The organism is Acidimicrobiales bacterium (genome assembly GCA_035533095.1).
Taxonomy (GTDB): Bacteria; Actinomycetota; Acidimicrobiia; order Acidimicrobiales; family Palsa-688; genus DATLUM01.
This window is the reverse complement of record DATLUM010000050.1, coordinates 112,158-138,275: the sequence shown is the minus strand read 5'-3', so window position 1 is coordinate 138,275 and position 26,118 is coordinate 112,158. Positions and strand designations below refer to the sequence as shown.

Sequence of the window (26,118 nt, the reverse complement as noted above, 5' to 3'; positions counted from 1 at the left end):
CGTCAGTCCACCAGGTGGCGGCCGGTAAGGCGCAGGAAGACGTCCTCGAGGGTCGAACGCCGGACCAGCAGGCTTAGCGGAGCGAGCCGCCGCGCATGGACAGCCTCGGCTGCGGCGTCCCCGTCGTCGGTGTAGAGAAGGATCCGGTCGGGAAGCACCTCGACGCGCTCGGTGAGGTCATCGACCTTTTCGGCCATCCGCTCGCTTTCACCGGGAGCGAACCGCAGCTCCACGACCTCCCGCGTCGAATAGCGGTCGATGAGAGACAAGGGGGATCCCTGCGCGGCGATCCGGCCTCGGTCCATCACCACGAGGCGGTCGCAGAGCTGCTCGGCCTCGTCCATGTAGTGCGTGGTGAGCACGAGCGTCACCCCGTCCGCCTTCAAGCGGTACAGGCGATCCCAGAGGGCGTGGCGGGCCTGGGGGTCCAGGCCGGTCGTGGGCTCGTCGAGGAGCAGGAGGTCCGGCTCGTTGATGAGAGACCTGGCGATGGTGAGCCGGCGCTTCATCCCTCCCGACAGCGGGTCGACCTTGTCGTCGCCACGGTCTGTCAGCTGTGCGAAGGCGAGCAGCGACTCGATCCTCTCTCGCAGGACCCGCCGTGGGATGTCGAAGTAGCGCCCGTACACGTACAGGTTCTCCCGCACGCTCAGCTCGGGGTCGAGGTTGTCCTCTTGGGGAACCACGCCGAGGCGGGCCCTGATGGCTGGGCCGTCCCGGTCCGGATCCAACCCGAGGATCCTCAGGTTGCCGGCGCTGCGCGGCGACACGCATGCGACCATGCGCATCGTCGAGCTCTTGCCGGCGCCGTTGGGCCCTAAGAAGCCGAAGACCTCGCCGGGGGCGACCTCGAAGTTGATCGAGTCGACCGCCGTGAAGGCCCCGAACCGCTTGACCAGGTTGGTCGCGGAGATGAGCGGCTCCCTCGTCACCACATGTTTCTATACGACGGCTGGAGCCCGGCCGGTGGCATTTTCGGGCGAGGTCGGCGGGCGGCGACGGTCGTCTACGCTGGTAGGCCGCATGTTCGAGTCCCTGACCGACCGGTTCGACGCGGTTTTTAGCAGGCTCCGCGGCCGCGGCCGGCTGAGCGAGGCGGACGTCGACGAGGCGCTGCGCGAGATCCGTCTGGCGCTCCTGCAGGCGGACGTCAACCTCCGCGTCGTCCGAGATTTCGTAGCCCGGGTCCGCGAGGATCTGGTCGGGATCGACCTGTCGCAGGCCCTCACACCGGGCCAGCAGGTGATCAAGGTCGTCCACGACGAGCTGCGCGGCATCCTCGGAGGGGAGACGCTCAAGCTCACCTACGCCTCCCGCCCGCCGACTGTGATCCTGCTAGCGGGCCTCCAGGGCTCCGGGAAGACCACTGCCGCCGCAAAGCTCGCCGGCTGGTACAAGCGCAAGGAGGGGCGCAACCCGCTCCTCGTTGGCGCCGACCTTCAACGGCCCGCCGCTGTCGAGCAGCTGCGCGTGCTTGGGCGGCAGGTCAACGTCCCTGTATTCAGCGAGCCGTCGGATCCTGTCACCGTCGCGAAGAAGGGCCTGGAGGAGGCGGTCCGCCTGGGCCGCGATGTCCTGATCGTCGATACAGCCGGCCGACTCTCCATCGACGCCGAGCTAATGGACGAGGTGCGGCGGATCTCCGACACGGTGGAGCCGCACTACACGTTCCTGGTCATAGACGCGATGACCGGTCAGGACGCCGTGTCGACCGCGGAGGCGTTCCACCAGACGCTGGCCCTCGACGGTGTGATCCTCACCAAGGTCGACGGTGACGCGAGAGGCGGCGCCGCGCTGTCGGTCAAGGAGGTGGTCGGGCGCCCCATCGTGTTCTCCTCGACGGGGGAGAAGCTCGACGACTTCGACCAGTTCCACCCCGACCGCATGGCGGACCGTATCCTCGGCATGGGCGATGTGCTCACCCTCATCGAGAAGGCCGAGGCCAACCTCGATCGGGAGCAGGCGGAGGTCACCCTCGGGCGCCTCCAGCAGGGACATTTCACGCTCGAGGACTTCCTCGACCAGCTCCAGCAGGTCAAGCGGATGGGCCCCCTTTCCGGGCTTGTAGGTATGATTCCCGGGCTACCCAAGGAGTTGAAGAACGCCGAGATCGACGACGGCCTCATGGGCCCGATCGAGGCGATCATCCGCTCCATGACCCCCGAGGAGCGCAAGAACCCCTCGATCATCAACGGATCAAGACGCCTACGGATCGCCAATGGCAGCGGTACGTCGACGACCGAGGTCAATAGCCTTCTCGACCGGTTCAAGCAGATGCAGTCGTACATGCGCCAGATGGCCTCGATGCCGGGGCTCGGAGGCAGGGTCGCCCGCAGGGCTACCACAGGAAGCAAAAAATCCAATAAGAAGAAGCGGCGCCGGTAGCGCCGCCCGATCACCAAGAGAGCAGTCAAACATGGCCGTGAAGCTCCGCTTGATGCGGATGGGGAAAAAGAAGCAGCCGGTGTACAGGATCGTCGCCGCCGACAGCCGGTCGCCGCGCGACGGGCGGTTCATCGAGATCCTGGGAACCTACGAGCCTCGTAGCGAGCCGTCACGTGTGGTCGTGGACAACGAGAAGGTCGTTCGCTGGCTTCGCGACGGCGCCAAGCCGACCGATACCGTCGCTCGCCTCCTCGCACAAAGCGGTGCCCTCGACGAGTTCAAGGCCGGCGCCACCTCCGCCACGTCGTGAGCACAATCGACGAAGGCCCTGACGACGTCACCGAGGAGTGGGACGACCACGGCCAGGTGGACGGCGGTCGCGCGAAGTCGGTCCTCTCCTATCTGGCAAAGCAACTGGTGGACGACCCCGAGGCCGTGCGCATCGACGCCAGCGAGACCCGTAACGGGATCAAGCTTTCTCTCCGGGTGGCACCCGGTGACATGGGAAAGGTCATCGGCCGGCGGGGCCGCGTGGCGCAGTCCATCCGAAGCGTGGTGCGTGCCGCCGGCGCGAAGGACGGCGTCGACGTCGCCGTCGACATCGTCGACTGATCTAAAGAAGTTGAGCCGGATGTGAGCCGGCTGCTCGAGATCGGTCGGGTCGTGCGGGCCCACGGCCTCCGCGGGATGGTGGTCGTGGAACTGTTGACCAACCGGGCTGAACGCGTCGGAGAAGGATCGCGCTTGATCGGTCCGGACGGGGAGTTGACGATCCTGAGTTCCTCGCCTGCGGCACCGGCCGGCGGAAGGCAGCGACGGCTGGTCTCCTTCGAGCAGATCTCGACACGCGAGCAAGCAGAAGGGTTGCGCGGGGCGGTGCTGCGCGCGGAGCCGATCGAAGACGAGGCGGCCCTGTGGGTCCACGACCTGATCGGCGCGGAGGTCTACACGAGCACGGGCGAGGCGATCGGGCGGGTCGAGTCTGTCGAAGCCAACCCGGCGAGCGATCTCTTGGTGCTGGAGGACGGGAAGCTGATCCCGCTGACGTTCGTGACCGACGCCGCTCGAGGACGGTTGACGGTGGAAGTCCCGCCAGGGTTGTTCGACCTGTGACCGCGCCCCGCCTGAGCTGAGAGAGCGGACGTGAGGATCGACCTGTTCACTATTTTCCCCGACCTCGTCAGACCTTGGACCGAGGCGAGCCTCATGGGGCGGGCGGCGCGCGCGGGACTCCTGGACTTGCGGGTGCACGACCTGCGTTCCGGCACCGACGATCCGCACCGTTCGGTCGACGACGCGCCGTTCGGCGGGGGCGCAGGGATGGTCCTCGCAGCGGAGCCGATCTTTACGGTCGTCGAGCGGGAGAGCCCGCCACGCCCCCTGCTGCTGCTCGGGCCCGGTGGGCGGCGCTTCGACCAGGATTGGGCCGGGGAGCTCGCGTCGGGCGAGGGGTTCTCGTTGCTGTGCGGGCGCTACGAGGGCGTGGACCACCGGGTGCGCGAGCACCTGGTCGACGGTGAACTCTCGGTGGGGGACTTCGTGCTCGCCGGCGGTGAGATCGCGGCCCTGGCCGTGCTCGAGGCGGTCACCCGGCTCGTCCCCGGCGTCATGGGCAACGACGAATCCTCCCTCGAAGAGAGCTTCGCCGGCGGCCTCCTCGAGTACCCCCAGTACACCCGGCCAGCCGACTTCCGCGGCTGGGAGGTCCCGGAGGTGCTGCGAAGTGGGGACCATGCAAGGGTGGGGCGGTGGCGGAGGGCGCAGTCGTTGGCCCGCACGGTTCGCGAAAGGCCGGACCTGATCGAGCGTCGAGGCGGCCTCACCGAAGGGGAGCGGGCCCTGCTGGCCGAGTTCGGGCTCGGCACACTATCTTGAAGGGTCCCCTCGCCCGCCAGGAGCCTGTGCGATGAACCCCACCGATCTCGTAGACCGCGACAGCCTGCGCGACGACATCCCCGACTTCGCTCCGGGCGACACCCTGAAGGTTCACGTGAGGGTCGTCGAAGGGAACCGCGAGCGGGTCCAGGTCTTCCAGGGCGCCGTGATCCGCCGCCAGGGGTCGGGGCTTCGCGAGACGTTCACTGTCCGCAAGATGAGCTTCGGTGTGGGTGTCGAGCGGACCTTTCCCGTGCATTCGCCGGTGATCGCCAAGATCGAGGTGGTCACCCAGGGCGATGTCCGGCGGGCGAAGCTCTACTACCTGCGTGACCGCACCGGCAAGGCGGCGAAGATCAAGGAAAAGCGCGTCACGCGCTGAGTCGTTGAAGCGGGCCACAGGCGTTGCGCCGTTGGAGAGCGCGCCCGCTCGAAGCGAAGCCCGGCCGTGGTGGCGAAGCCGCGCGGCCGAAGACGTGGCACTCGTGGCGATCGCGCTGGTCGTTGCGATCGTCGTCCGCGCGTTCATCGCGCAGGCCTACTACATCCCGTCCAAATCGATGGTGCCGCAGTTGAAGGTCGACGACCGCGTCGTCGTTTCGAGGCTCGCCTACGACCTGCATCCGGTGCACCGGGGCGACATCGTGGTGTTCAAGGCTCCGCCGAGCCTGGACAAGGATCATGGCAACGGCAGTTGGCTCCGCTCGATCGGCGCGGCCCTGGGACTCGTGGAGGACCACACGGTGTTGATCAAGCGGGTCATCGCGCTGCCGGGCGAGACGGTGAGCGGCCGCGACGGGCACATCTACATAGGCGACGAGCTGCTCGTCGAGCCGTACCTGCCTCCCGGAACCTTCACCAGCACGTTCGGGCCGGTCACCGTGCCGCCAGGGGACGTCTGGGTCATGGGAGACAACAGAGGTAACTCCGAGGACAGCCGCTATTTCGGCCCCGTCCCCGAGCGCACCATCGTCGGGCGAGCGACTTGGAAAGTGTGGCCGCCGTGGAAGGCGTCGTTTCTCTGAGGCCAGGACTCCCGGGGATGCGGGGACCGCGGGGCCCGAAGCGTCCGCAGTCACCCCGAGGGCGTACCATGGGGATCGTGAGCGCCGAAGACCTCGAACGGTACGAGACCGAGATCGAGTTGCAGCTGTACCAGGAGTACCGGGCGGTGCTCGCCATGTTCAAGTACGTGGTCGAGACCGAGCGCCGGTTCTACCTCGCCAACGACGTCTCGATGGAGGCCAAGGGCGAGGGAGACCGCACTTACTTCGAGATCAAGCTCGGCGACGCCTGGGTGTGGGACATGTACAGGCCCGCACGGTTCGTGTCCTCCGTGCGCGTGGTGACCTTCAAGGACGTCAACATCGAGGAGCTCCCCGAGAAGGAGCTGTAGCCATCCCCTCGCAGGCACGGCGGGCGCTCGGCGCGTACGGAGAGGCGCGAGCTGCCGAGTGGTACGCGGCGCACGGCTACGAGGTGCTGGACCGCAACTGGCGCTGCAGGGACGGCGAACTCGATCTGGTCGCCCGGCGCGGCTGCACGGTCGTGTTCTGCGAGGTGAAGACGCGTTCGGGGATCGGGTTCGGCGTCCCGGCCGAAGCGGTCAACTCGTTGAAGCAGGCACGCATCCGCCGGCTCGGCGCCCGCTGGCTGTCCGAGAACAGGGGACGCCTGGGACGCGGGTCGTGGAATCTGCGGTTCGACGTGGCGAGCGTTCTGCAGTCGAAGGTGGACGTGCTCGAGGCGGCGTTTTGAGTCCGACCGGCGCTTCGCGCGAGGGCCACGCCCTGGCCCCGGCGTCGCTGGTCGTGCACGGGGGCCGCCCACTCGCTTCGCCCGGCGCCGCCGTCAGCCCTCCCGTGTGGGTTACATCCACATACCGCCAGGATGGTGAGCTCAGCTACGGACGTGACGGCAACCGCACGTGGGAGGCCTTCGAGGAGGTTCTCGGTGCTCTCGAGGGGGGAAGTTGCCTGCTGTTCGCCTCTGGGATGGCCGCGATCGCGGCCGTGTTGGAGAGCCTCCCGGTGCCGGGACGAGTGGTGGTGGCGGGGGACGCCTACAGCGGGACACGGCGGTTCCTTGCCGACGTGGCCGGGCGGGGGAGACTTCGCTTCCGGACCGTCGACGTCGCCGACACCGCCTCCGTTCTCGAAGCTTGCGTCGATTTCGCGTCGGCTCCCGGCAGCGGGTCGGGCCCCGGCTTCGGCGACAAGGGGTTGCTCTGGCTGGAGTCGCCCACGAACCCCCTGCTCGCGATCGCCGATATCCGGGAGCTGTGCGCCGGCGCGCACGAGCTCGGTATGGATGTCGCAGTCGACAACACCTTCGCGACCCCTCTACTGCAGCGTCCGTTGGATCTCGGGGCGGACGTCGTGGTGCACAGCGCGACGAAGTCCATCTCCGGTCATTCGGACGTGATCCTCGGGGCGATCGTGACTCGGAGAGACGACGTCTTGGCCTCGTTGACCACACGACGTTCCCTGCACGGCGCGATCGCCGGCCCCTGGGAGGCCTGGCTCGGTCTGCGCGGCATGCGCACGCTGGACGTGCGTCTGGAGCGAGCGCAGCACAACGCGGGAGTGATCGCCGCGCGCCTGGCCGGGCATCCGGCGGTCCGTCGCGTCCTGTACCCGGGTCTGGCCGGCCACCCGGGGCACGACCTGGCCGCGCGGCAGATGTCGGGCTTCGGGACGATGATCGCGTTCGAGGTCGGGGCCGCCGACGAAGGCCCGGATGAAGCGCCGGGAGCGGTGCAGGACGTGGCCGCGGTGGCAGAGGCGGTGGTCGGCAGGGTGCGCCTGCTCACGCCGGGAACCAGCCTCGGTGGGGTGGAGTCGCTGCTCGAGCGGAGAGGCCGCTGGCATGGCGAGGGGCATCTGCCGCCGGGGCTGATAAGGCTTTCGGTCGGCATTGAGGACGTCGAGGACATCTGGGCGGACCTCGACCAGGCGCTCTCGGCAGAGTCCGGGTAGGCCCTCGAACCCGTCCGCGGGCTGGGCGTCCGGGTCACCGCCGCCAGCGTCAGTTCCGCCGGTGTCACGGCCGCCAGTGTCACTGGCGCCAGCGTCATCGCCCTGGCCGGCGATCGGCGCGGCGATCCCAGCAGGGCCGGTGCCAATGCCGCCGCAGGTCCGGTGCTCCTTCCGGAACGACGACCACGTGCCCGGTACCGATCGCGATTTCCTGCTGGCAGCCGGGGCAGACGTAGCGCTTCACGGCCTGAAACGGGTGGACGAACCGCACCTCGACCGGTCCATGAGGGTCGGCGTCGCCGGGCATGCACGATTCTTGCCCAGCGCGGCGGTGTCGGGCGTCCCACCCCGGTCTTAGGGTGAAGGCGCTCGGTGGCAGGCGCACGGCCCCTCTTAGTCGCTTTGGGATGATGGGAGGTGGGTGGTGCTGGCCACGGTGGCATCGGCAACGCTCGTTGGCGTCGAGGGGCGGCCGATCGAGGTGGAGGTGCACGTGTCGCGCGGGCTCCCGTCGTTCACGATCGTGGGATTGCCCGACGCGTCCTGCCGCGAATCGCGCGACCGGGTGCGGGCGGCCATCCTTTCGAGCGGGCTGGCATGGCCTCAGCACCGGGTTACGGTCAACCTCGCGCCTTCGAGCCTGCGCAAGGGCGGTGCCGGTCTGGACCTTCCCATCGCCGTCGCCTTGCTCGCCGCGGACGGCCAGCTGCCTCTTGACGCGTTGCCGGGACTCGGCTGCCTCGGGGAGCTCGGCCTCGACGGGAGCATCCGTCGTGTCTCGGGTGTGCTGCCGCTCGTCGACGCGATCAACGCGGCCAGAGTCGTGGTTCCCGGATCATGCGCCGGAGAGGCGTCCCTGGTCCGTCCCGGCAAGGTGGTCGCCGTGCCGACCCTGTCCACGCTCGCAGCGGTGCTCAAGGGCGAGGAAGGCTGGCCGGAAACCCCGTTCTTCTTGCCGGTGGACGACACAGGAGCGGGACCGGACATGGCCGACGTGCGCGGCCAGCCCATCGGCCGGCTCGCGGCAGAGGTCGCCGCGGCGGGCGGGCACCATCTGCTTCTCGTCGGGCCGCCCGGCGCCGGCAAGACGATGCTTGCCGAGAGGCTGCCGGGGTTGCTTCCCGAGCTCACGACTGAGGAGGCGCTCGAGGTCACGCGGGTTCACTCGGCGGCCGGCCTCCCGCTGCCGCGAGGCGTCCTGGTTCGCCGGCCTCCGTTCAGGGCGCCGCACCACAGCTCGTCGCTGGTGTCTTTGATAGGGGGAGGCACGACGATGATGCGGCCGGGAGAGCTGAGCTGCGCTCACAACGGGGTGTTGTTCCTGGACGAGCTCGGCGAGTTCCCTTCCGATGTCCTCGACACTCTCCGACAGCCATTGGAGGAGGGCAAGGTCCTCGTTTGCCGTGCTCGTGCGAGCGTGGTGTTCCCGGCTCGTGTTCTGCTCGTTGCGGCGATGAACCCATGCCCGTGCGGAGGCGGCGGAGCGCCGGGGGCATGTCGTTGCAGCGACGCCGCGCTCGCGCGCTACGCCGCTCGTGTTTCAGCGCCGCTGCTCGACAGGTTCGACCTCCGGGTCTCAGTCGACCGGCCCGACGTAGGCGAGCTGATGGGTGACGGCTCGTCCAGCCCGGCACCTCCAGAGTCGTCGCAAGCGATAGCTCGCCGGGTGCGAGCGGCGCGCGATCTAGCCGTGCGGAGGGGATTCGCGCTGAACTCCGCCATACCGGCACGCGAACTCGACGTTGCCGCACCACTACAGCCCAAGGCTCGCACGATGCTCGAAACCCGGCTCCGTCAGGGACGGCTTTCCGCGCGGGGCTTGCATCGGGTGAGAAGAGTGGCGCGAACTCTCGCGGACCTGTCGGGACATGGAGGCGACATTCGCGAGGAACACGTCACGACAGCGCTCGCGTTGCGCGGCCCGGTGTTCGAGCCGGAGGGGGTCACGCTGTGACGCCGTGCGCCAGTGCGTGCGCCGCCGCTTTGACCCGGCTTCCCGGGATGGGGCCGGCCCGCCTGCTCGCCATGATCCGCGACCGGGATCCCCGAGACGTGTGGGACGACGTCGTCCACGGCCGCATATCCAAGAAGGTGTTCGCACAACCGAACCTTCTCGGTGACTCGCCGGCGTGCAGCGACCGCTCGTGGGCCAGCGCCGCCAGCAGGTTCGATCCCGAGGCGTGGTGGTCAAAGGCTCGGTCTCGGGGGGTGGACGTGTCGTGGATCGGCCGAGACGGCTACCCGGCCGTCTTGGCGGATGATCCCCACCCACCGGGAGTCATCTTCTGGAGAGGATCGCTGGCATCGCTGGATCGGCCCCGGGTGGCGATAGTCGGCACCCGGAGCGCCAGTCCCGACGGCAGGGCGGTCGCCTACGAGATGGGCCGGGATCTCGCGTCCGCCGGCGTCTGCGTCGTTTCCGGCCTGGCGTTGGGGATCGACGGTTCGGCGCACCGCGGCGCGTTGAGTGCACTCGGCGAGGCCGCTCGCGACCCCGCCTCGGTGGCCGCCACCATCGGCGTTGCCGCAAGCGGGGTGGACGTCCCCTACCCGAGGCGTCACGCCGCGCTGTGGGAGGAAGTTGCCGCATCCGGTGCGGTGATCTCGGAGACCCCGCCCGGTTATGCGGCTCAGGCCTGGAGATTCCCGGCGCGCAACCGCATCATCGCAGGCCTGTCCCAACTGGTCGTGGTCGTCGAATCACACGAGGCCGGCGGTAGCCTCATCACCGCCGAAGCGGCGATCGAGCGGGGCATCGAAGTGCGGGTGGTACCCGGGCCGGTCGGCAGCTCAGCTTGTGCCGGCAGCAACCAACTTCTCTACGACGGCGCGGGGCCGGTGCGCGGCCCCCGGGACGTGCTCGACGCGCTGGGCATGTTGATGCCGGATCCCCCGAAGCCAGGTCAAGCCAAGGGGAGGCGCCGGTCCCGGCGATCACCGGACGGCACGCGGATCTCTCTGGGCCCGACGGAGCAAGCGGTGCTGGCGTCTGTGGGATGGGTGCCGTCGAGCCTCAACAAGGTGGCGGAGCGCTCGGCGCTGCCGGTGGCCCAGGTGGCCGGCGCGCTCGACGGGCTCTCCGCCCGTGGTCTCGTCGCCGACGACAGGGGGTGGTGGACAAGGCTGCGGTGATGACCTGAGCGCCCGAAAAGTCACCATAAGTGCTAACACCACATATAGCGGGTAGCCTGCCTTGACGAATGAGCGCCGCGGAACCGGACGTAGACCTGCTGTGGGTGGAATACAAGCAGAGCGGTGACACGCGCATCCGCGACCAGCTGATCGTTCGTTACTCGCCGCTCGTGAAGTTCGTCGCCGGGCGCGTCTCGGCGGGCCTGCCGCACAGCATCGACCAGTCCGACCTTGTCAGCTACGGAATGTTCGGCCTGATCGATGCCATCGAGAAGTTCGACACCGACCGCAACATCAAGTTCGAGACGTACGCCATCACCCGCATCAAGGGCGCCATCATCGACGAGCTCCGCTCCATCGACTGGGTGCCACGGTCCGTCCGCGCCAAGGCGAGAGCCGTCGAGCAGGCGTACGCTTCGCTCGAGGCCTCTCTCGGTCGTGCGCCGACCGACGCCGAGGTCGCCTCTGAGCTCCAGATCTCGGAAAACGACCTTCAGCAGATCTTCGGCCAGATCTCCTACATCGGCATCGTCGCGCTGGACGAGGTCATATCCGGAGGTGGCGGTGACCGCGGCGAGTCGGCGACGCTCGGCGACACCCTGGCGGACCGCAACGACGGACCGATGGCCGCTTTCGAAGTGGAGGAGATGAAGCAGATCCTCGCCGGCGCCATCAACCGTCTCGGCGACCGCGAGAAGATCGTCCTCAGTCTCTACTACTACGAGAACTTGACGCTCGCCCAGATAGGCAAGGTCCTCGGGGTCACTGAAAGCCGGGTCTGCCAGATCCACACGAAGGCGATCATGCAGTTGCGCGGCCGTCTCCTCCTGGCCGAGCGCTAAGAGGTTCGCTCCATCGGTGGAGCAGAAGAACGCTGCTCAGCAGCGTTCTTCTGCTCAGGCAACTCTGCGAACCTCTTAAACCCGATCCGCTATTCTGGTCAGCTGTCCCGAACAAGCGGGACCTCACACGCCCGTCGTGCACCCACGGTCGTTGCGGAGAAGCCGCAGCGCGCGCACGGCGGATCGAGACCAACCGATGGGAAGGAGAAACGGCCATGGCCGTCGTCACCATGAGGCAGTTGCTGGAAGCGGGCGTCCATTTCGGGCACCAGACGCGCCGCTGGAACCCGAAGATGAAGCGCTTCATCTTCGGAGAGCGCAACGGCATCTACATCATTGACCTCAAGCAGACCCTCGAGCGCATCGACACTGCGTACTCGTTCGTCCGCGACATGGTCGCAGACAACGGCTCGGTGCTGTTCGTCGGAACCAAGAAGCAGACACAGGACCCGATCGCCCGCTACGCACTGCAGTGCGGTATGCCTTACATCAACGAGCGGTGGCTCGGTGGCATGCTCACCAACTTCGCCACCATCGCCGGGCGCGTCAAGAAGATGCAGGAATACGAGCGCATGCGGGAGGCCGGCGACTTCGACGCGATGCCCAAGAAGGAAGCCCTCATTCTCACCCGAGAGCTCGACAAGCTACAGCGCAACCTCGGAGGGATAAGGGGCATGTCGCGCCTGCCCGAGGCGGTGTTCATCATCGATACCAAGAAAGAACACATCGCCGTCACCGAGGCGAACAAGCTCGGCCTCCCTATCGTCGCAGTGGTCGACACCAACTGTGACCCCGACCTGATCGACTACGTCATCCCCGGCAACGACGACGCCATCCGCGCCGGGACCCTCATGTGCCGGGTGATCGCCGACGCGGTCGAGGAAGGCCGCTTCATCGCATCGCGCAGGGCCGGGCGCGCCGGGACGCCGGCCGCGGCCGGCCCGCCCGTGCTGGATCCCGAGGAGGAAGCCCGCCGCGAGGAGCAGCAGCGAGAGGCGAGGCGCCAGGCTGCGATCGCCCAGGCCGAGCGGGAAGCCCGCTTGGCCGAGGCCCGCCAGCAGCCGGCTGAAGCGCCAGCGGCTGAGGCTGCCCCGGCCGCAGGATCGGCTGAAGCGCCAGCGGCTGAGGCTGCCCCGGCCGCAGGATCGGCCGAAGCGCCGGCCGAACCCGCCCCGGCCGCAGGATCGGCCGAAACGCCGGCCGAACCCGCCGCCCCCGCAGCGGGCACGACGAACGACCAGGAGCAATGACAACGAATGGCTGAATTCGGAGCTAAGGACGTCAAGGCGCTTCGCGACGCGACCGGCGCCGGCATGATGGATGCCAAGAGAGCCTTGACCGAGAGCAACGGGGACTTCGAGGAAGCCGCGCGCTGGCTCCGCGAGCGCGGCCTGGGCAAGGCCGCAGAGCGGTCCGACCGCGAGAACGCCGAAGGCGCGGTTGCGGTCGCCACTGCCGGTAACGCGGCGGCATTGGTTGAGTTGAAGTCGGAGACCGACTTCGTGGCGAAGTCACCCCAATTCGTGAGCATGGCCAGGAAACTGGCCGAAGACGTCGCGGCCAACGGCGAATCCGCCGTCGATGGCTACTCCGACGAGATCGACGATCTGAAGCTCGCGCTGAAGGAGAACATCGCCGTCGGACAGGTCGTGCGCTTCGAGGCTCCCCCGGGCAACACCCTCGAGACCTACCTGCACGTCCAGAACGGCCGAGGTGTCAACGCGGTGCTCGTCGAGCTCGAAGCTGGCTCCTCGGAGCTCGCCCACGACATCGCTGTGCACATCGCGTTCGGCAAGCCCCGCCACCTCACCCGCGACGAAGTCCCGGCGGACGAGGTGGCCGCCGAGCGAGCTGCCTTGGAAGCCCAGACCCGCAACGAGGGCAAGCCCGAGCAGGCGCTGCCCAAGATCGTCGAGGGTCGCCTCGACGGCTGGTACAAGCGCGTCCCCGGTGGTGTCCTCGTCGAGCAGCCCTACGCACGCGACGACAAGCAGACGGTCGCCCAGGTTCTCGGTGCCGCGAAGGTCGTGAGGTTCGCCCAAGCGGTTATCGGAGGCTGAACCCGGGAAGGCCCGCCGTGCCCGGAGAGGGCCACCCCCGGCGGCGAACCTGGCGGCCCCGAGCGGCCACAGCCGGTGCCCGGGCCGAACTACGCTCGGAGTCCTGTGGAACAGCCGGCCCCGTGGAAGCGGGTCGTTCTCAAGCTGTCAGGCGAGGCTTTCGCCAGCGAAGCGGCCGACGAGACGATCGACGGGGCGGTCGTCGAGCGGATCGCCAAGGAGATAGCCGAGGTCCACCACGACACCGGCATCGAGATCGCCGTCGTGGTCGGTGGCGGGAACATCTGGCGCGGCGCAACCGGTTCGGCGACGGGGATGGATCGCGCCAGCGCCGACTACATGGGCATGCTCGCGACCGTCATCAACGCCCTCGCGCTCCAAGACGCCCTCGAGCGCCAAGGCCAGCCCACGAGGGTCCAGACCGCCATCGGGATGTCGCAACTGGCCGAGCCTTACATCCGGCTGAGGGCCATCAGGCATCTCCAGAAGGGGAGAGTCGTCGTGTTCGCCGCCGGGACCGGCAACCCCTTCTTCACGACCGATACGGCCGGCGCCCTGCGTGCGGTCGAGATCGAAGCGGGCGTGCTGCTCAAGGGGACGCACGGCGTCGCCGACGGCGTCTACGACGCGGACCCCCGCACACATCCGGATGCCAAGAAACTCACCACGGTGAGCTTTGACGAGGTGATAGCCAGGGACCTCCGGGCCATGGATCTCACCGCCATAACCCTCTGCAAGGAGAACAGCCTCCCGATCCTGGTCTTTTCCATCATGGAGCCGGGGAACCTGCGTCGCGCACTTCGGGGGGAGCAGATCGGTACGCTGATCCGCTGATGGAGGACAACTACGTCGCAGCCGTGCTCGAGGACCTTCGGGACAAGATGGTCAAGGCTGTCGAGCACACCCGCAGCGAGTTCTCCTCGATCCGCACCGGCAGGGCTGCACCGGCCCTTGTCGAGAAGCTGAAGGTCGATTACTACGGGTCCGAAGTCCCGCTCCAGCAGCTGGCCGGGATCCAGGTCCCCGAGGCCAAGGTGCTCGTGATCACCCCCTACGACAAAGGTTCGCTGAAGGCGATCGAGAAGGCGATCCAGAACTCCGATCTCGGCGTCAACCCGAACAACGACGGCACGGTGATCCGTCTCAACTTCCCCCCGCTCACCGAGGAGCGGCGCAAGGAGTACGTGAAGGCGGCGCACCACAAGGCGGAAGAGGGGCGGGTGTCGGTCCGCAACATCAGGAGGTCCGCACGAAAGGACCTCGAATCACTCGAAAAGGACGGCGACATCTCCAGCGACGAGCTGGAACGGGCGGAAAAGGATCTCGACAGGGTGACCCACGAGTTCGTGACCGAGATCGACCGTCTGCTGCACAACAAAGAGGAAGAGCTTCTGGTCGTCTGATCCGCGGGTTGGGTCCGGACGATCTCAAGAGGAGGAATGCCGTGAGCGAGCGCAAAGACAAGAGGGACTGGTCAGAGCGCCGGCCGGCCGAGGGTGTGAGGATCATCCGGGCGGACGAGGCGCAGGCCGCGCTGGACGCGGGAGAGGCCGCGGGACGGCGCCCGGACGACGAGCTCAGGTTCGGCGACGTTCCGCCTGCGCCATCGGGCCCCAGGCCGCAGCACCGTTTCCCCCTGCCCGACTCGATCGACCCGGCGTCTGCGGTCCCGCGGCCGCCCGTGGCAGTTCCCCTCCATTCCGAGGAACGCAACCACGGCCGCCGGATAACACCGCGTACGCGAGCGGAGGAGCCGGAAGGCCCAGACAGCCGGTGGACCGCACCGGTGTCCGAGGCGGGTGCACCGTTGCACGAGCCGGAGGGGGCCGGGCAGTCCCAGGCCCCGCTGTGGAGCCCCAGCGACGAGGATCAGGGCTGGGAGCTCGGCGAGCGCACGACCGAACTGCTCATCCCGCCGCAGGCGTCGACCGGTCAGTCGCCGGATCCGACAGCCCCGTCACCCCGGTCAGCCCCGTCGGCTCCGTCGCCTGAGCCGCCCCGGCCGCGGTACTCCGCAGCCGATGAGGGGGAACCCCCGGACTCCACGCCGGCCGGCCGGGAACGACGGACCGAGCCGGGGACTCCCGAAACGCCTGCACAACGTGAACAAGAAGGGGGCCTGACCGTGACCGGTGGGACCGAGTTGCCGCACTGGACCGATCCGCCCACGGGCGAGGTTCCCCGGATTTTCATCGGGGAGGACGACGCCGGCGAGGAGGACGACCTCGCTGCCTGGCAGGCGTTGGGCACCCGCGTGACCCGCTGGCGCGACGACGCCGGCGACTGGGACGACATGGGTGAGCTGTCGGAGCTTGCTTCTGACGTGGAGCCGACCGGGGCTTTGGACCAGTCGAGGGCCGAGCACTCGGACCTCTACTCGTTTGACGAGGACTTCGAGCGCGTCGAGGCCGAACGCACAGGTGCTGTGCCGCTCGCCGACTTCGACGAATTCGAGCCCGAGCCGGTGAGAGGGCGCGCGGCGGCCGTCACCTCTTCGCGTGGCCGCCATTCGAGGAGCGCGTCGAGCCGTCGAGGCGTCGAGCGCGGAATTCCGGCGGCGCCGGGCCGCAACGACGGTGGACGTGGACGCGACGACCTTCCCAGCCGCATCGTCGTCGGCATCGGATTGATCGTCCTCCTCGCCATCGCATACGCGATCGGTTCGAAAGCGCTCATCGTCCTAGCGGCTGTCGTGATAACCGCAGCAGCCGCAGAGGCGTACGGGATGCTTCAACGTTCCGGGTTCAAGCCCGCAACGCTGCTCGGGCTCGTGGCCACGGTTGGCGTCGTGCTCGGCGCGTACTGGAAGGGGATCGAAGCGCTTCCTCTCGGCGTCATCCTGGTATTCGCCGGGGCCATGACGTGGTACTTGATGGGCATCGTAGAAGCGCGGCCTGTGAGCAACGCCGCGGTCACGACAATGACCTTCGTGTGGGTCGCGGTATTTGGTTCGTACTCGTCCCTGATGTTGAGAGCCCACCAGGGCAAGGGCCTGTTCCTTGGCGCCGTGATCGTCGCCGTGGTGGCTGACATCGTGGCCTTCATGGTCGGCCGCTCTGTCGGAAGCAAAGCTATGGCCCCCAATGTCAGCCCGGGCAAGACCGTCGAGGGGTTCACGGGGGGGTTGATCGCTGCGATCGTCGCCGGCGCGATCATCGGCAAAGAGCTGGCGCCTTGGGGAGGCATGAAGCACGGTTTGGTGCTCGGCATCGTCGTCGGGGTCGCCGCACCGCTCGGAGACCTCTTCGAGTCGATGGTCAAGCGTGACATCGGAATCAAGGACGCGGGCACCGTGCTGCCCGGCCATGGCGGTCTGCTGGATCGGTTCGACTCTGTATTGCTGGCGCTTCCGGCCGCGTTCTACGTGGCCACCCTGTTCAGCATCGTCAAATAGCTCGCATGCGCTCTGTGAGCCTCGTGGGGTCCACGGGTTCGATCGGCACTCAGGCTCTCGATGTGATCAGAGCGGAGCCCGGGGACTACGAGGTGGTCGCGATCGGCGCGGCATCGTCGGTTGCTCGGCTTGCAGAGCAGGCGCGCGAGTTCAAGCCGAAGGTGGTTGCGATCGCCGACGAGTCGTTGGCCGGAGAGTTGAGAGGCTCTGTGCCCCCCGGCACGGAGGTTCTTGCGGGCCGCGACTCGCTGGCGGCTATCGCATCCGTCGCCGATGTGGTCGTGAACGGCGTGGTCGGATTCGCCGGCCTGCCGGTGACGCTCGCCGCGCTGAACGCGGGCTGCCGTCTCGCGCTGGCGAACAAGGAGTCGCTGATAGCCGGCGGTCCCGTGGTGCAGGCGGCTCGTCGGACTGCAGGGGCGGAGATCGTACCGGTCGATTCCGAGCACTGCGCTGTGCATCAGTGCTTGCGGTCGTTGTTGTCGGAAAAAGAGATGGCCGCGTTGCCTGACACGCCCTCGATGCCATTGAAGCGGATCGTGCTCACTGCCAGCGGGGGGCCGTTTCGAGGGCGAACCCGCCAATCACTTGCAGAGGTGACCGTCGAGGACGCCCTCGCCCACCCCACGTGGAGCATGGGCCCGAAGATCACGATCGATTCGTCGACGTTGATGAACAAGGGTCTGGAGGTCATCGAGGCGCACGAACTGTTCGGCGTGGGTTACGACCGAATCGACGTCGTCGTCCACCCTCAGTCAGTGGTTCACTCGATGATCGAAACGACCGACGGCGCCACGATCGCGCAGCTCTCTCTGCCGGACATGCGCTTACCCATCGGGTACGCGCTTGCCTATCCCGACCGGCTCGCCGTTCCCTTCGGGGGCATCGACTGGGCGACTCTCCCGGCGCTCGAGTTCGAGACCCCCGATCTGGAAGCGTTTCCCTGCCTCGGCTTGGCGTACCGGGCGGGGCGCGCGGGAGCCACCGCGCCGGCGTGGCTCAACGGCGCCAACGAGGTTGCTGTCGCCGCTTTCTTGGAGCGGCGCATCCGGTGGGTTGACATCCCGGACGTCATCGCGGCCGCGCTCGACGAGTGCCCCGGACGCGAGCCCCTTACGGTCGAGGACGTACTGGACGCGGATCGGGGGGGTCGCGAGATGGCCGAGGCGGCGATCGGGCGCCTCGCCGCTGTGACAGCCCGGCGTGGGGTTGGAGCCCCAACGCTGGGGAGGAGGGCGGGGTTGGGGCCCCGCCCGGGTTGAATGGCGAAGCCGTGACCGACGTTCGAGGAGGCTGGCGCCAAGCCCTCGAAGCGGACCCTCTGGGCCTGGCGACACGCCGGCAACCCGAGGAGCCCGAGCCGGAGTTGCCCTCCCAGAGCAGAGCGCTCCTGCGGTTGGCGATCGCCGTCGCGATCGTCATCGCGCTCGGCTTCGCTGCTGGCGCCGGTGAGACGGTTCTGCTCGTCCTCGGGCTCGTGGCCTGCATCATCGCCCACGAGTTCGGTCACTTCATCACCGCCAAGGCGGCGGGCATGAAGGTCACCCAGTTCTTCGTAGGTTTCGGCCCGCGCCTCTGGTCGGTCCAGAAGGGCGAGACTGAGTACGGCGTGAAGGCGCTGCCGATCGGGGGCTACTGCCGGATCATCGGGATGAACAACCTCGAAGAGGTCGACCCGGCCGACGAGCCGCGCACCTACAGGCAGGCGCGGCTCTGGCGCCGCCTTTCGGTCGCGCTTGCAGGGTCCAGCATGCACTTCCTCATCGCGTTTGCCGTCCTGTTCGCCATGTTCTTCTGGACCGGCGACGCCGGCAACTACCTCGCTTCCCCCTCGGCACTTCCCGCGTCGAGTCCCATCGTCGAGATCGACGGTCTCACCACAGGTGCCAGTCCAGCGCAGAAAGCCGGGTTCCACCTGGGAGACAGGATCGTCGCGGTCGACGGGCACCACTTCGCCTCCTGGACGCAGCTCACCGACTACATCCAGAGCCATGCCGGCCGCCGTCTCGACGTGACCGTCGATCGTCACGGATCCTTCGTCCACCTCTATCCCGTGCCGGTCAACCGCAACGACGTCACCCTCGCCGGCCCCAACGCCCCCGCGCTCCCGCCCGCCGGCAAGAACGCAGCGCCGGTCGGATTCCTCGGCATCGCACCGAGCGTCGTCATCCACTCGAGCCTCGGCGAGTCCGTGAGCCGTGCCGGCGGCGCTTGGGTGCAAGTGTCGGCGAAGACGGTCGACGCCTTCGGTCACTTGTTCAGCTTCCATGGCATCAGCTCGTACCTGCACATGCTCACGAACCAGAAGGCTGCTGACAGCGGGAGCTCCGGCGTCCGCTTCGAATCTCCCGTCGGCGTCGTCCGGTTGCTGCACCAGGCCGGACAGAGCGGCATGCCCATCGTGTTGTGGCTGGTGGCGGTCATCAACCTGTCACTCGGGATCTTCAACCTCATCCCGCTGTTCCCCCTCGACGGCGGGCACGTGGTCGTCGCGCTCTACGAAGGGGTGCGCAGTAGACCCGGCCGGCGCTACCGAGCCGACGTGTCCCGGATGCTCCCGCTGTTCTACCTCGGCATCGGGCTGATCCTCTTCCTCGGGCTCACGGCGCTCTTCCTCGACCTCCGCGACCTCGCCGCTTGAGTGAGGGGAGCGCCCGACGCTGCCTGCACACCGTCCGAGGCCGTCGCGGCCCGGGTTCGGCGCTGCGGGCCCGGTAGGCTCGGGGCCGTATGAAGACCGACGCCGAGTCGCGCTACCCGAGGCGCCAGACCCGCCGGCTCCTGGTCGGCCCCGACGCGCGCCGGCAGGTGGCGGTGGGCGGCGGAACGCCGATCAGCGTGCAGTCGATGACGATCACCAAGACCGCCGACGTCGAGGGGACCCTCGCGCAGATCTACGCCCTCAAGGCGGCGGGCGCGGACATCGTCCGATGCACCTGCAACGAACGCGAGGCCGCTGAGGGACTGGCACGGATCGTCCCCCGCAGCCCCGTGCCGATCGTCGCCGACATCCACTTCCACGTTGAGATGGCCCTTGCGGCTCTCGAGGCCGGCGTCGACTGCCTGCGGCTCAACCCCGGCAATCTGCGCAAGCCCGAGGAGATCAAGCTCGTCGCCCGCGAGTGCAAGGACCGCGGCGTGCCCGTCCGGATAGGCGTGAATGCCGGTTCGCTCGATCCCCGTCTTTACAAGAAGTACGGCGGTGCCACCCCCGAGGCACTGGTGGAGTCCGCCCAGATCGAGTTGGGGCTGTTCGCCGAGGTCGACTTCGACGACGTCAAGATCTCGGTCAAGGCCTCGAACGTGCCGCTGATGGTGGAGGCGTACCGTCAGCTCTCGGAGGTCACTGACCATCCGCTGCATCTCGGAGTGACCGAGGCCGGCCCACCGCCGGCGGGGACGATCAAAGCCACCGCCGGCATAGCCACCCTGCTGTGTGAGGGCATCGGCGACACCATCCGCTACTCGCTCACCGCCGATCCGGTGGAGGAAGCGCGTGCGGGGCGGGTGCTGCTCGAAGCACTGGGCCTGCGCGAGCGCACATCGGTGGACCTGATCGCATGCCCGGCCTGCGGGCGCGCCGAAATCGACGTGTACAAGGTCGCTCAGGAAGCGCAGGCAGCCCTCGAGAACCGCGAGATCCCGTTGCAGGTCGCGGTGATGGGCTGCGTGGTCAACGGCCCCGGTGAGGCGCGATCCGCAGACCTGGGGATCGCGGCTGGCCGCCACCGCGGGCACCTGTTCATACGTGGACAGATCGTGCGGGTGGTACCCGAGGACGAGATGGTCTCCGCCCTCGTGGACGAGGCGGAGAAGCTCGTGAAGGAGGGCGTCGCGGCACGCCTCGCCGCTGCCGACTCGAACGCCGCTGCCGAAGCCGAAGCGGACCGCCTCGCTCTCCTGGACGCCAAGGGTGCCGACGCCAACCACAGCGAGGAGCGGGTCGAGCTCATCGACCGCCGGCTGCGCGACCAGCCGGACCCACCGCAGGCCTGAGTGGGTAGCCTGAGTATCCTCCGGGGATAGTAAAGCTACCCAGTTCCTCGCTGGCGGCCGGCGGGAATAGGGGCGGCACGCCGGCGGGGGACTGGCGGCACGCCGGCAGTAGGAAATCGGCTGCGGCGCCCCCCGGCGGGGCGCAACACTGGACATATGCCAGTGACCCTGAGACGCCTACAACCCGGGGAAGAGACCGCGTTCCTCAAATCGGTGCGGGTGCCGTTCCTGGATCCGAACACGGGCTCTGCTGAGGACGACGCCGCAGATCAGCCGAGGGCCGCACGCCTCGAGACCGAGCGCATGTGGGTGGCGGAGGACCGCGGGCAGTTCGTTGGTAACGGCGGCGTACGCACGATGGACCTCACCGTTCCCGCGTCGCCTGGTCGAGCCTGCCCGATCGTCCGGATGGGAGGCGTCACCGCCGTCGGAATTCATCCGACCCACCGCCGGCGGGGCCTGCTGACCCAGATGATGTCGAGGATGCTCGACGACTGCCGTGAAAGAGGTGAGCCGCTCGCGGGCCTGATCGCGTCCGAGTCGATCATCTACGGCCGCTTCGGGTTCGGGCTCGCGAGCGATTCGGCGGAGTACCGGATCGACTCGTCTCGCTCCGCGTTCAAGGCGAACCCGGCCCCGCGAGACATCCGGCTGATCGATCACTTCGAGGCGGCCAAGATCCTGCCCACGCTGTTCGACACGGCAAGGACCGCTCGCGCGGGCGAGCCGAACCGGACACCCGAGTTCTGGGAGGAGGTGCTCGCCGACAAGCCGACAGACCGGCACGGTGCGAGCGGCCTCTTCTTCGCCGCGACCGAGGACGGGTACGTGGGCTACCGGGCCAAGCGCGACGCCGACATTCTGAGGGGCGAGCGGGCCGAGGTCGTCGTCGAGGAGGTCGCGGCGGCCGACCCCGGGGTGCAGGCGGCGCTCTGGCGGTTCGTGCTCGACCTCGATCTCATCGGTCACGTGACCTTCCGCCGGCGCCCGCTCGACGAGCCGGTCCGCTGGCGCCTTGCCGACCCGCGGCAGTTACAGACCAAGGCGGTGTACGACCGCCTCCATCTCCGGATCCTCGATGTCCCTGGTGCGTTGACAGCACGCGGGTACAGCACCGAGGCGCAGCTCACGATCGATGTGCTCCCCGACGACACGGCCGGCGAAGACCCGGCGATCGGGGCGTGGTCGCTAGAAGCCGGGCCGCACGGAGCGCATTGCGCGAGAGCCAAAGCGACTGCACCGGCGGACATCTGCCTCAGCGTGACCACGCTCGGATCGCTCTACCTCGGCGGGGCAAGCGCGACGACGCTCGCAGCGGCCGGCCTCGTGGAGGAGTTGACGCCCGGGAGCATCGCGACGGCCAACAGACTCTTCGCAGCCGCTCCCGCCCCCTCGACCGTCACTGGCTTCTGAACGCCCCACGGCCGCTCTTTTCCCGTAGCTTCTTCGCTTTCTCGTAGCTTCTTTGGTCATGGCATCCCCGCTGACACCCCGGGACAAAGACTTCCCCCGCTGGTACCAGGACGTCATCACCCAGGCCGAGCTCGCCGACAACGGGCCCGTCCGCGGCACGATGGTGATCCGCCCGTGGGGTTACGCCATCTGGGAGCGGATGCAGGCCGAGCTGGATGCCCGGATCAAGGAGGCCGGCGCCGACAACGCGTACTTCCCACTGTTCATCCCGGAGTCGTACCTGCATCGCGAGGCGGAGCACGTCGAGGGTTTCAGCCCCGAGCTCGCCGTCGTGACCCATGGCGGCGGCAAGCAGCTGGAGGAGCCGGTCGTCGTGCGACCGACGAGCGAGACCGTCATCAACAGCTTCTTCGCCAAGTGGATCCAGAGTTATCGGGACCTGCCACTGCTCATAAACCAGTGGGCCAACGTGGTCCGCTGGGAACTGCGACCGCGTCTGTTTCTGCGAACGAGCGAGTTCCTCTGGCAGGAAGGGCACACCGCGCATGCCACCTACGACGCCGCCCGTGCCTACGCCCTGCGGATCCTGCGCGACGTCTACGTCTCAACCATGCACGAAGTGCTGGCCGTACCGGTGCTGACCGGTCACAAGACCGCGCGGGAGCGTTTCGCCGGCGCCATCCGCACCTGGACCTGCGAGGGGATGATGGGCGACGGCAAGGCGCTGCAGATGGGCACCAGCCACGAGCTCGGCCAGAACTTCGCCAAGGCTTTCGGCATCCAGTTCTCCTCCGAGTCGGGTTCGCTCGAATACGCGTGGCAGACGTCGTGGGGCGTGTCGACGCGGCTCGTCGGCGCGCTGATCATGTGCCACGGCGACGACGCCGGCCTGCGCCTGCCACCGAAGCTCGCGCCTGTCGAGGTGGTTGTGCTCGTCGTACGCGAAGACGAGGGTGTGCGCACGGCCTCCGAAGCGATCGCGGCGGAGCTGCGGCAGGCGGGAGTGAGGGTGAGGGTGGACGAACGGGTGGGGATGTCGTTTGGCCGGAGGTCGGTGGACTGGGAGTTGAAGGGAGTGCCGGTGCGGGTGGAGGTCGGGCCGAGGGATCTCGCCGAGGGGCGGGTGACGCTCGTGCGCCGCGATACCCAGGAGAAGAAGCCGGTGGCCGTCACGGCTGCGGCCGAAGCGGCGAGGGCAGCTCTGGCCCAGGCGCAGCAGGCGTTGTTCGCCGAGGCGGAGGCGGCGCGCGCGGCGCGTACCGAGTCGGTCGCCACCCTCGGGGAGGCTGTCGAGGCGGCGGGCTCGGGGTTCGCGGTGGTCCCCTGGGGCGAGGTAGGTGAAGCGGGGGAGCTCGAGCTGGCGACGTCGAGCCTGACGGTCCGCTGCCTGCAGCTTGCTGACGGGGGGCTGGCCGAGTCCGACGACGAGGTGGGCCTGCAGGCCGTAGTGGGCAGGGCTTACTGATCCTCGGCAGAGGCCGGCGGGCTGCCGGCGGCTATACTCGAGTGAACCGCCCGCAGGGGCGGTTCGCTGGCGTGGGCCGCACCTGCGTAGCAGGGTGCCCACGCTTTTGTTCGCGTTTGTACTTTTCCTAGGAAAGAGACCGAAGGAGGTGAGAGTGGGTTCGTCAGAGGGAGTCAGGTTGTTGGCAGAGCCCGCTCTTGCCGCGGCGGGCTTGGAGACCTGGGATGTCGAGATCGGCCGCGGCGTGCTGCGGGTCCTGGTGGACGCGCCCGGGGGCGTCGACCTGGACGCGCTGACGCGGGCGAGCGGGATCGTTTCGGCCCTGGTGGACGAGCACCCCGAACTCGCCCCAGAGGGCAGCTACCAGCTAGAGGTGTCGAGCCCCGGAGTTGAGAGAACGCTCAGGACGCCGGAGCACTTTCGCCGCTACGTGGGGGCAGAGGTGAACGTAAAGACCGCCGTTGCGGTCTCGGGAGCGCGCCGCCATCGCGGCCGCCTCGCCGCCGTGGATGATGAAGGTATCGAGCTCCAACCGGGGGATCGTCCGGACGGAGAATCGATCCGCATCGCCTTCGGTGAGATCTCACGAGCCCACACCGTGCTTGTGTGGGGACCCACCCCAGCGCCCGCTGCGCGACGTCGAGGCCGCAAGGCCAGCGCCACGCCGTCCGCCGCGCCCGCTGCCCTAGACGCCAAGGACGCATCATGAAAGACACCTTCGCCTTCTTGGACGCGCTCCAGCAGATCGCCAAGGACAAGGGCATCAGCACCGACACGCTGCTCGACGCGCTCACCGGCGCGCTTGTCGCCGCGTACAAGAGGCTGCCCAATGCCGCCGAGGAAGCGGTCGTCACCATCGATCCCGAGACGGGTGACATCCGCGTGTACGGGCAGGAACTGGACGAGGACGGCTACGTGGTCAGGGAGTGGGACGACACCCCGAAAGACTTCGGCCGCATCGCCGCTCAGACTGCCAAGCAGGTGATGACCCAGCGCATCCGCGAGGCGGAGCGCGACATGAAGTACGAGGAGTACGCGGGCCGGGAGGGCGACATCGTCACCGGCATCATCCAGCAGAGCGACAACCGCTACACGTTGCTGGACCTCGGCAAGGTGGAGGCGCTCCTGCCGCAAGCGGAGCAGGTGCCGTACGAGCGCTACGAGCACGGAGCCCGGCTCAAGGCGTACATCGTCGAGGTCCGCAAGACCACCAAGGGCCCGCAGATCGTGGTGAGCCGTACTCACCCGGGTCTGATCAAGCGGCTGTTCGAGCTGGAAGTCCCGGAGATCTCGAGCGGTGTCGTCGAAATCAAGGCAGCGGCCCGCGAACCGGGTCACCGCACCAAGATCGCCGTGTGGTCCAACGACGCCAACGTCGATCCGGTCGGTGCCTGTGTCGGTGCGCGCGGCGCGCGGGTCCGGATGGTGACCAACGAGCTGCGCGGCGAGAAGGTCGACATCGTTCCGTTCTCGGACGACCCGCGCGAGTTCGTCATGCGCGCGCTGCAGCCGGCGAAGGTCAAGGAGGTGCACCTCGACGAGCTGAGCGGCACCGCCACCGTCGTGGTCCACGACTTCCAGCTGTCGCTCGCGATCGGCAAGGAGGGCCAGAACGCCCGGCTCGCCGCTCGACTCACCGGGTGGCGTATCGACATCAAGAGCGAGACCCAGATGGCCGAGGAGGAGCAGGCCTACGCGGAGCAGGAATGGGCCGAGGGTGAATGGGTGACCAACGAAGCCGGTGAGATGGTATGGCAACCCGCCGAAGGTGGCGAGGCCGTGTCGGCGGAGGAGTGGACGCAGTCGGCCGAGGCCGTCACCGCCGAGGAGACCGAAGAGCCGGGGGCGCCTGCTGCAACCGAGGAGGCCGCTACACCCGAGGAGGCCGCTACGCCCGAGGAGGCCGCTACGCCCGAGGAGGCCGCTACACCCGAGGAGGCCGCTACACCCGAGGAGGCTGGCCAGTAGGCGCCGGCGGAGCAGGAGCGGCCCGCGAGCCGGTACGGACCTGCGTCGGGTGCCGCTCCAAGGCGCCTGCCGGTACCCTGGTCCGGGTAGCCCGCCGCCCCGACGGGTCACTAGTGGCCTCTCGGGACACCCCCGGGCGCGGCGCCTGGCTGTGCCGGGATGCTGCCACCGGGGGGGTAAGGGATTCCTGCCTCGATGCAGCCGCCCGCCGCAGCGCTTTCTCCAGAGCGTTTCGGACCCCGGTCGGCTCGAGAGCGTGGGCGTCGTTGCGGGCGACCGGACTCCCGCCGCAGGGTGAGGCGGCCGAACGTGCGAACATGTAGGTCCAGGTAGGAACCATGAGTGACAGACGAGCCAGAAGGGACTAAAGCAGGAACTTGCCGAAGAAGATCCGGGTTTACGAGCTAGGACGCGAGCTCGGCCTCACCAACAAAGAAGCTCTCGATCTTTGCATCCAGCTCGGGATCGGAGTCAAGAGCCACTCCTCGAGTATCGAGGAGCAGCAGGCCGACCGCGTTCGTCGTAAGGCGGATCAGGAGGGGCTGCGCCGGCCCGTGCAGCCCGAAGCCGACCTGTCGGAGGAGCCGCCTACCAAGGTCGCTGCGAAGAA

27 protein-coding genes and 1 pseudogene are annotated in these 26,118 nt (G+C 68.2%); 26 read left to right on the top strand and 2 right to left on the bottom strand.

The genetic code is table 11. The features are described from left to right. Positions 1–2: 2 nt before the first annotated feature. Complete coding sequence (locus VNF71_05670) at positions 3–932, bottom strand: ABC transporter ATP-binding protein (GenBank protein ID HVA74033.1); 930 nt, start codon at positions 930–932, stop codon at positions 3–5. Between the two features lie 91 nt (positions 933–1,023). Here VNF71_05670 and ffh point away from each other — a divergent pair, with 91 nt between their 5' ends. The 10 genes from ffh to VNF71_05620 all read left to right on the top strand — a co-directional run bounded on the left by ffh (position 1,024) and on the right by VNF71_05620 (position 7,238). After that, a complete protein-coding gene (gene ffh, locus VNF71_05665) occupies positions 1,024–2,385 on the top strand; it encodes a signal recognition particle protein (protein HVA74032.1) in 1,362 nt (453 codons plus the stop codon). 31 nt (positions 2,386–2,416) lie between these two features. Continuing rightward, complete coding sequence (rpsP, locus tag VNF71_05660) at positions 2,417–2,695, top strand: 30S ribosomal protein S16 (GenBank protein ID HVA74031.1); 279 nt, start codon at positions 2,417–2,419, stop codon at positions 2,693–2,695. Next, positions 2,692–2,997, top strand: coding sequence for a KH domain-containing protein (locus VNF71_05655; GenBank protein HVA74030.1), 306 nt, complete (start codon positions 2,692–2,694; stop codon positions 2,995–2,997). The genes rpsP and VNF71_05655 overlap by 4 nt, the downstream gene beginning before the upstream one ends. Before the next feature lie 21 nt (positions 2,998–3,018). Further along, positions 3,019–3,498 carry a ribosome maturation factor RimM gene (gene rimM / locus VNF71_05650; GenBank protein ID HVA74029.1) on the top strand — a complete coding sequence of 160 codons (480 nt, stop codon included), beginning with the start codon at positions 3,019–3,021 and terminating at the stop codon, positions 3,496–3,498. Positions 3,499–3,528: 30 nt separating this feature from the next. After that, the gene (gene trmD, locus VNF71_05645) at positions 3,529–4,260 is read left to right on the top strand and encodes a tRNA (guanosine(37)-N1)-methyltransferase TrmD (protein ID HVA74028.1); all 732 of its coding nucleotides are present in this window, start codon (positions 3,529–3,531) and stop codon (positions 4,258–4,260) included. A 31-nt stretch (positions 4,261–4,291) separates the two neighbouring features. Next, a complete protein-coding gene (rplS, locus tag VNF71_05640) occupies positions 4,292–4,642 on the top strand; it encodes a 50S ribosomal protein L19 (protein ID HVA74027.1) in 351 nt (116 codons plus the stop codon). A 103-nt stretch (positions 4,643–4,745) separates the two neighbouring features. Continuing rightward, positions 4,746–5,285 carry a signal peptidase I gene (gene lepB / locus VNF71_05635; protein HVA74026.1) on the top strand — a complete coding sequence of 180 codons (540 nt, stop codon included), beginning with the start codon at positions 4,746–4,748 and terminating at the stop codon, positions 5,283–5,285. 77 nt (positions 5,286–5,362) lie between these two features. After that, entirely contained in the window at positions 5,363–5,656 is a 294-nt protein-coding gene (locus VNF71_05630) for a DUF2469 domain-containing protein (protein ID HVA74025.1), read from the top strand. Continuing rightward, positions 5,560–6,018, top strand: a complete 459-nt coding sequence (locus VNF71_05625; protein HVA74024.1) for a YraN family protein — start codon at positions 5,560–5,562, stop codon at positions 6,016–6,018. Before VNF71_05630 ends, VNF71_05625 begins: the two co-directional genes overlap by 97 nt. Beyond that, positions 6,015–7,238, top strand: coding sequence for an aminotransferase class I/II-fold pyridoxal phosphate-dependent enzyme (locus tag VNF71_05620; protein ID HVA74023.1), 1,224 nt, complete (start codon positions 6,015–6,017; stop codon positions 7,236–7,238). The genes VNF71_05625 and VNF71_05620 overlap by 4 nt, the downstream gene beginning before the upstream one ends. A gap of 94 nt (positions 7,239–7,332) precedes the next feature. Here the strand turns inward: VNF71_05620 and VNF71_05615 are convergent, their stop codons facing one another. Continuing rightward, positions 7,333–7,545, bottom strand: coding sequence for a hypothetical protein (locus VNF71_05615; GenBank protein ID HVA74022.1), 213 nt, complete (start codon positions 7,543–7,545; stop codon positions 7,333–7,335). A gap of 114 nt (positions 7,546–7,659) precedes the next feature. Between VNF71_05615 and VNF71_05610 the strand changes: the two genes are divergently transcribed. The 16 genes and pseudogenes from VNF71_05610 (at position 7,660) to VNF71_05535 (ending at position 25,975) form a co-directional block, all read left to right on the top strand. Beyond that, entirely contained in the window at positions 7,660–9,192 is a 1,533-nt protein-coding gene (locus VNF71_05610; GenBank protein ID HVA74021.1) for a YifB family Mg chelatase-like AAA ATPase, read from the top strand. Continuing rightward, entirely contained in the window at positions 9,189–10,370 is a 1,182-nt protein-coding gene (locus tag VNF71_05605) for a DNA-processing protein DprA (protein HVA74020.1), read from the top strand. Before VNF71_05610 ends, VNF71_05605 begins: the two co-directional genes overlap by 4 nt. Before the next feature lie 68 nt (positions 10,371–10,438). Next, on the top strand, positions 10,439–11,212 hold the full coding sequence (gene whiG / locus VNF71_05600) for an RNA polymerase sigma factor WhiG (GenBank protein ID HVA74019.1): 774 nt from the start codon (positions 10,439–10,441) through the stop codon (positions 11,210–11,212). A gap of 215 nt (positions 11,213–11,427) precedes the next feature. Beyond that, positions 11,428–12,462, top strand: a complete 1,035-nt coding sequence (gene rpsB, locus VNF71_05595) for a 30S ribosomal protein S2 (GenBank protein HVA74018.1) — start codon at positions 11,428–11,430, stop codon at positions 12,460–12,462. A gap of 6 nt (positions 12,463–12,468) precedes the next feature. Continuing rightward, positions 12,469–13,272, top strand: a complete 804-nt coding sequence (gene tsf, locus VNF71_05590) for a translation elongation factor Ts (protein ID HVA74017.1) — start codon at positions 12,469–12,471, stop codon at positions 13,270–13,272. 105 nt (positions 13,273–13,377) lie between these two features. After that, a complete protein-coding gene (gene pyrH, locus VNF71_05585; protein ID HVA74016.1) occupies positions 13,378–14,106 on the top strand; it encodes a UMP kinase in 729 nt (242 codons plus the stop codon). Then, a complete protein-coding gene (gene frr, locus VNF71_05580) occupies positions 14,106–14,675 on the top strand; it encodes a ribosome recycling factor (protein ID HVA74015.1) in 570 nt (189 codons plus the stop codon). The genes pyrH and frr overlap by 1 nt, the downstream gene beginning before the upstream one ends. A 41-nt stretch (positions 14,676–14,716) precedes the next feature. Next, positions 14,717–16,666 (top strand): phosphatidate cytidylyltransferase, encoded by a 1,950-nt coding sequence (locus VNF71_05575; protein ID HVA74014.1) that lies wholly within the window; start codon positions 14,717–14,719, stop codon positions 16,664–16,666. A 14-nt stretch (positions 16,667–16,680) separates the two neighbouring features. Continuing rightward, positions 16,681–17,928 (top strand): 1-deoxy-D-xylulose-5-phosphate reductoisomerase, encoded by a 1,248-nt coding sequence (dxr, locus tag VNF71_05570; protein HVA74013.1) that lies wholly within the window; start codon positions 16,681–16,683, stop codon positions 17,926–17,928. An 11-nt stretch (positions 17,929–17,939) separates the two neighbouring features. Then, positions 17,940–19,307, top strand: coding sequence for a M50 family metallopeptidase (locus VNF71_05565; GenBank protein ID HVA74012.1), 1,368 nt, complete (start codon positions 17,940–17,942; stop codon positions 19,305–19,307). An 89-nt stretch (positions 19,308–19,396) separates the two neighbouring features. Then, a complete protein-coding gene (ispG, locus tag VNF71_05560) occupies positions 19,397–20,662 on the top strand; it encodes a flavodoxin-dependent (E)-4-hydroxy-3-methylbut-2-enyl-diphosphate synthase (protein HVA74011.1) in 1,266 nt (421 codons plus the stop codon). 156 nt (positions 20,663–20,818) lie between these two features. Beyond that, positions 20,819–22,075, top strand: a complete 1,257-nt coding sequence (locus VNF71_05555; protein ID HVA74010.1) for a GNAT family N-acetyltransferase — start codon at positions 20,819–20,821, stop codon at positions 22,073–22,075. 58 nt (positions 22,076–22,133) lie between these two features. Further along, complete coding sequence (gene proS / locus VNF71_05550; protein HVA74009.1) at positions 22,134–23,540, top strand: proline--tRNA ligase; 1,407 nt, start codon at positions 22,134–22,136, stop codon at positions 23,538–23,540. A gap of 154 nt (positions 23,541–23,694) precedes the next feature. Continuing rightward, entirely contained in the window at positions 23,695–24,249 is a 555-nt protein-coding gene (gene rimP, locus VNF71_05545) for a ribosome maturation factor RimP (GenBank protein ID HVA74008.1), read from the top strand. Beyond that, positions 24,246–25,508, top strand: coding sequence for a transcription termination factor NusA (gene nusA / locus VNF71_05540; protein HVA74007.1), 1,263 nt, complete (start codon positions 24,246–24,248; stop codon positions 25,506–25,508). The genes rimP and nusA overlap by 4 nt, the downstream gene beginning before the upstream one ends. 377 nt (positions 25,509–25,885) lie before the next feature. Then, positions 25,886–25,975, top strand: a pseudogene (locus tag VNF71_05535) (hypothetical protein). Positions 25,976–26,118: the final 143 nt, after the last annotated feature.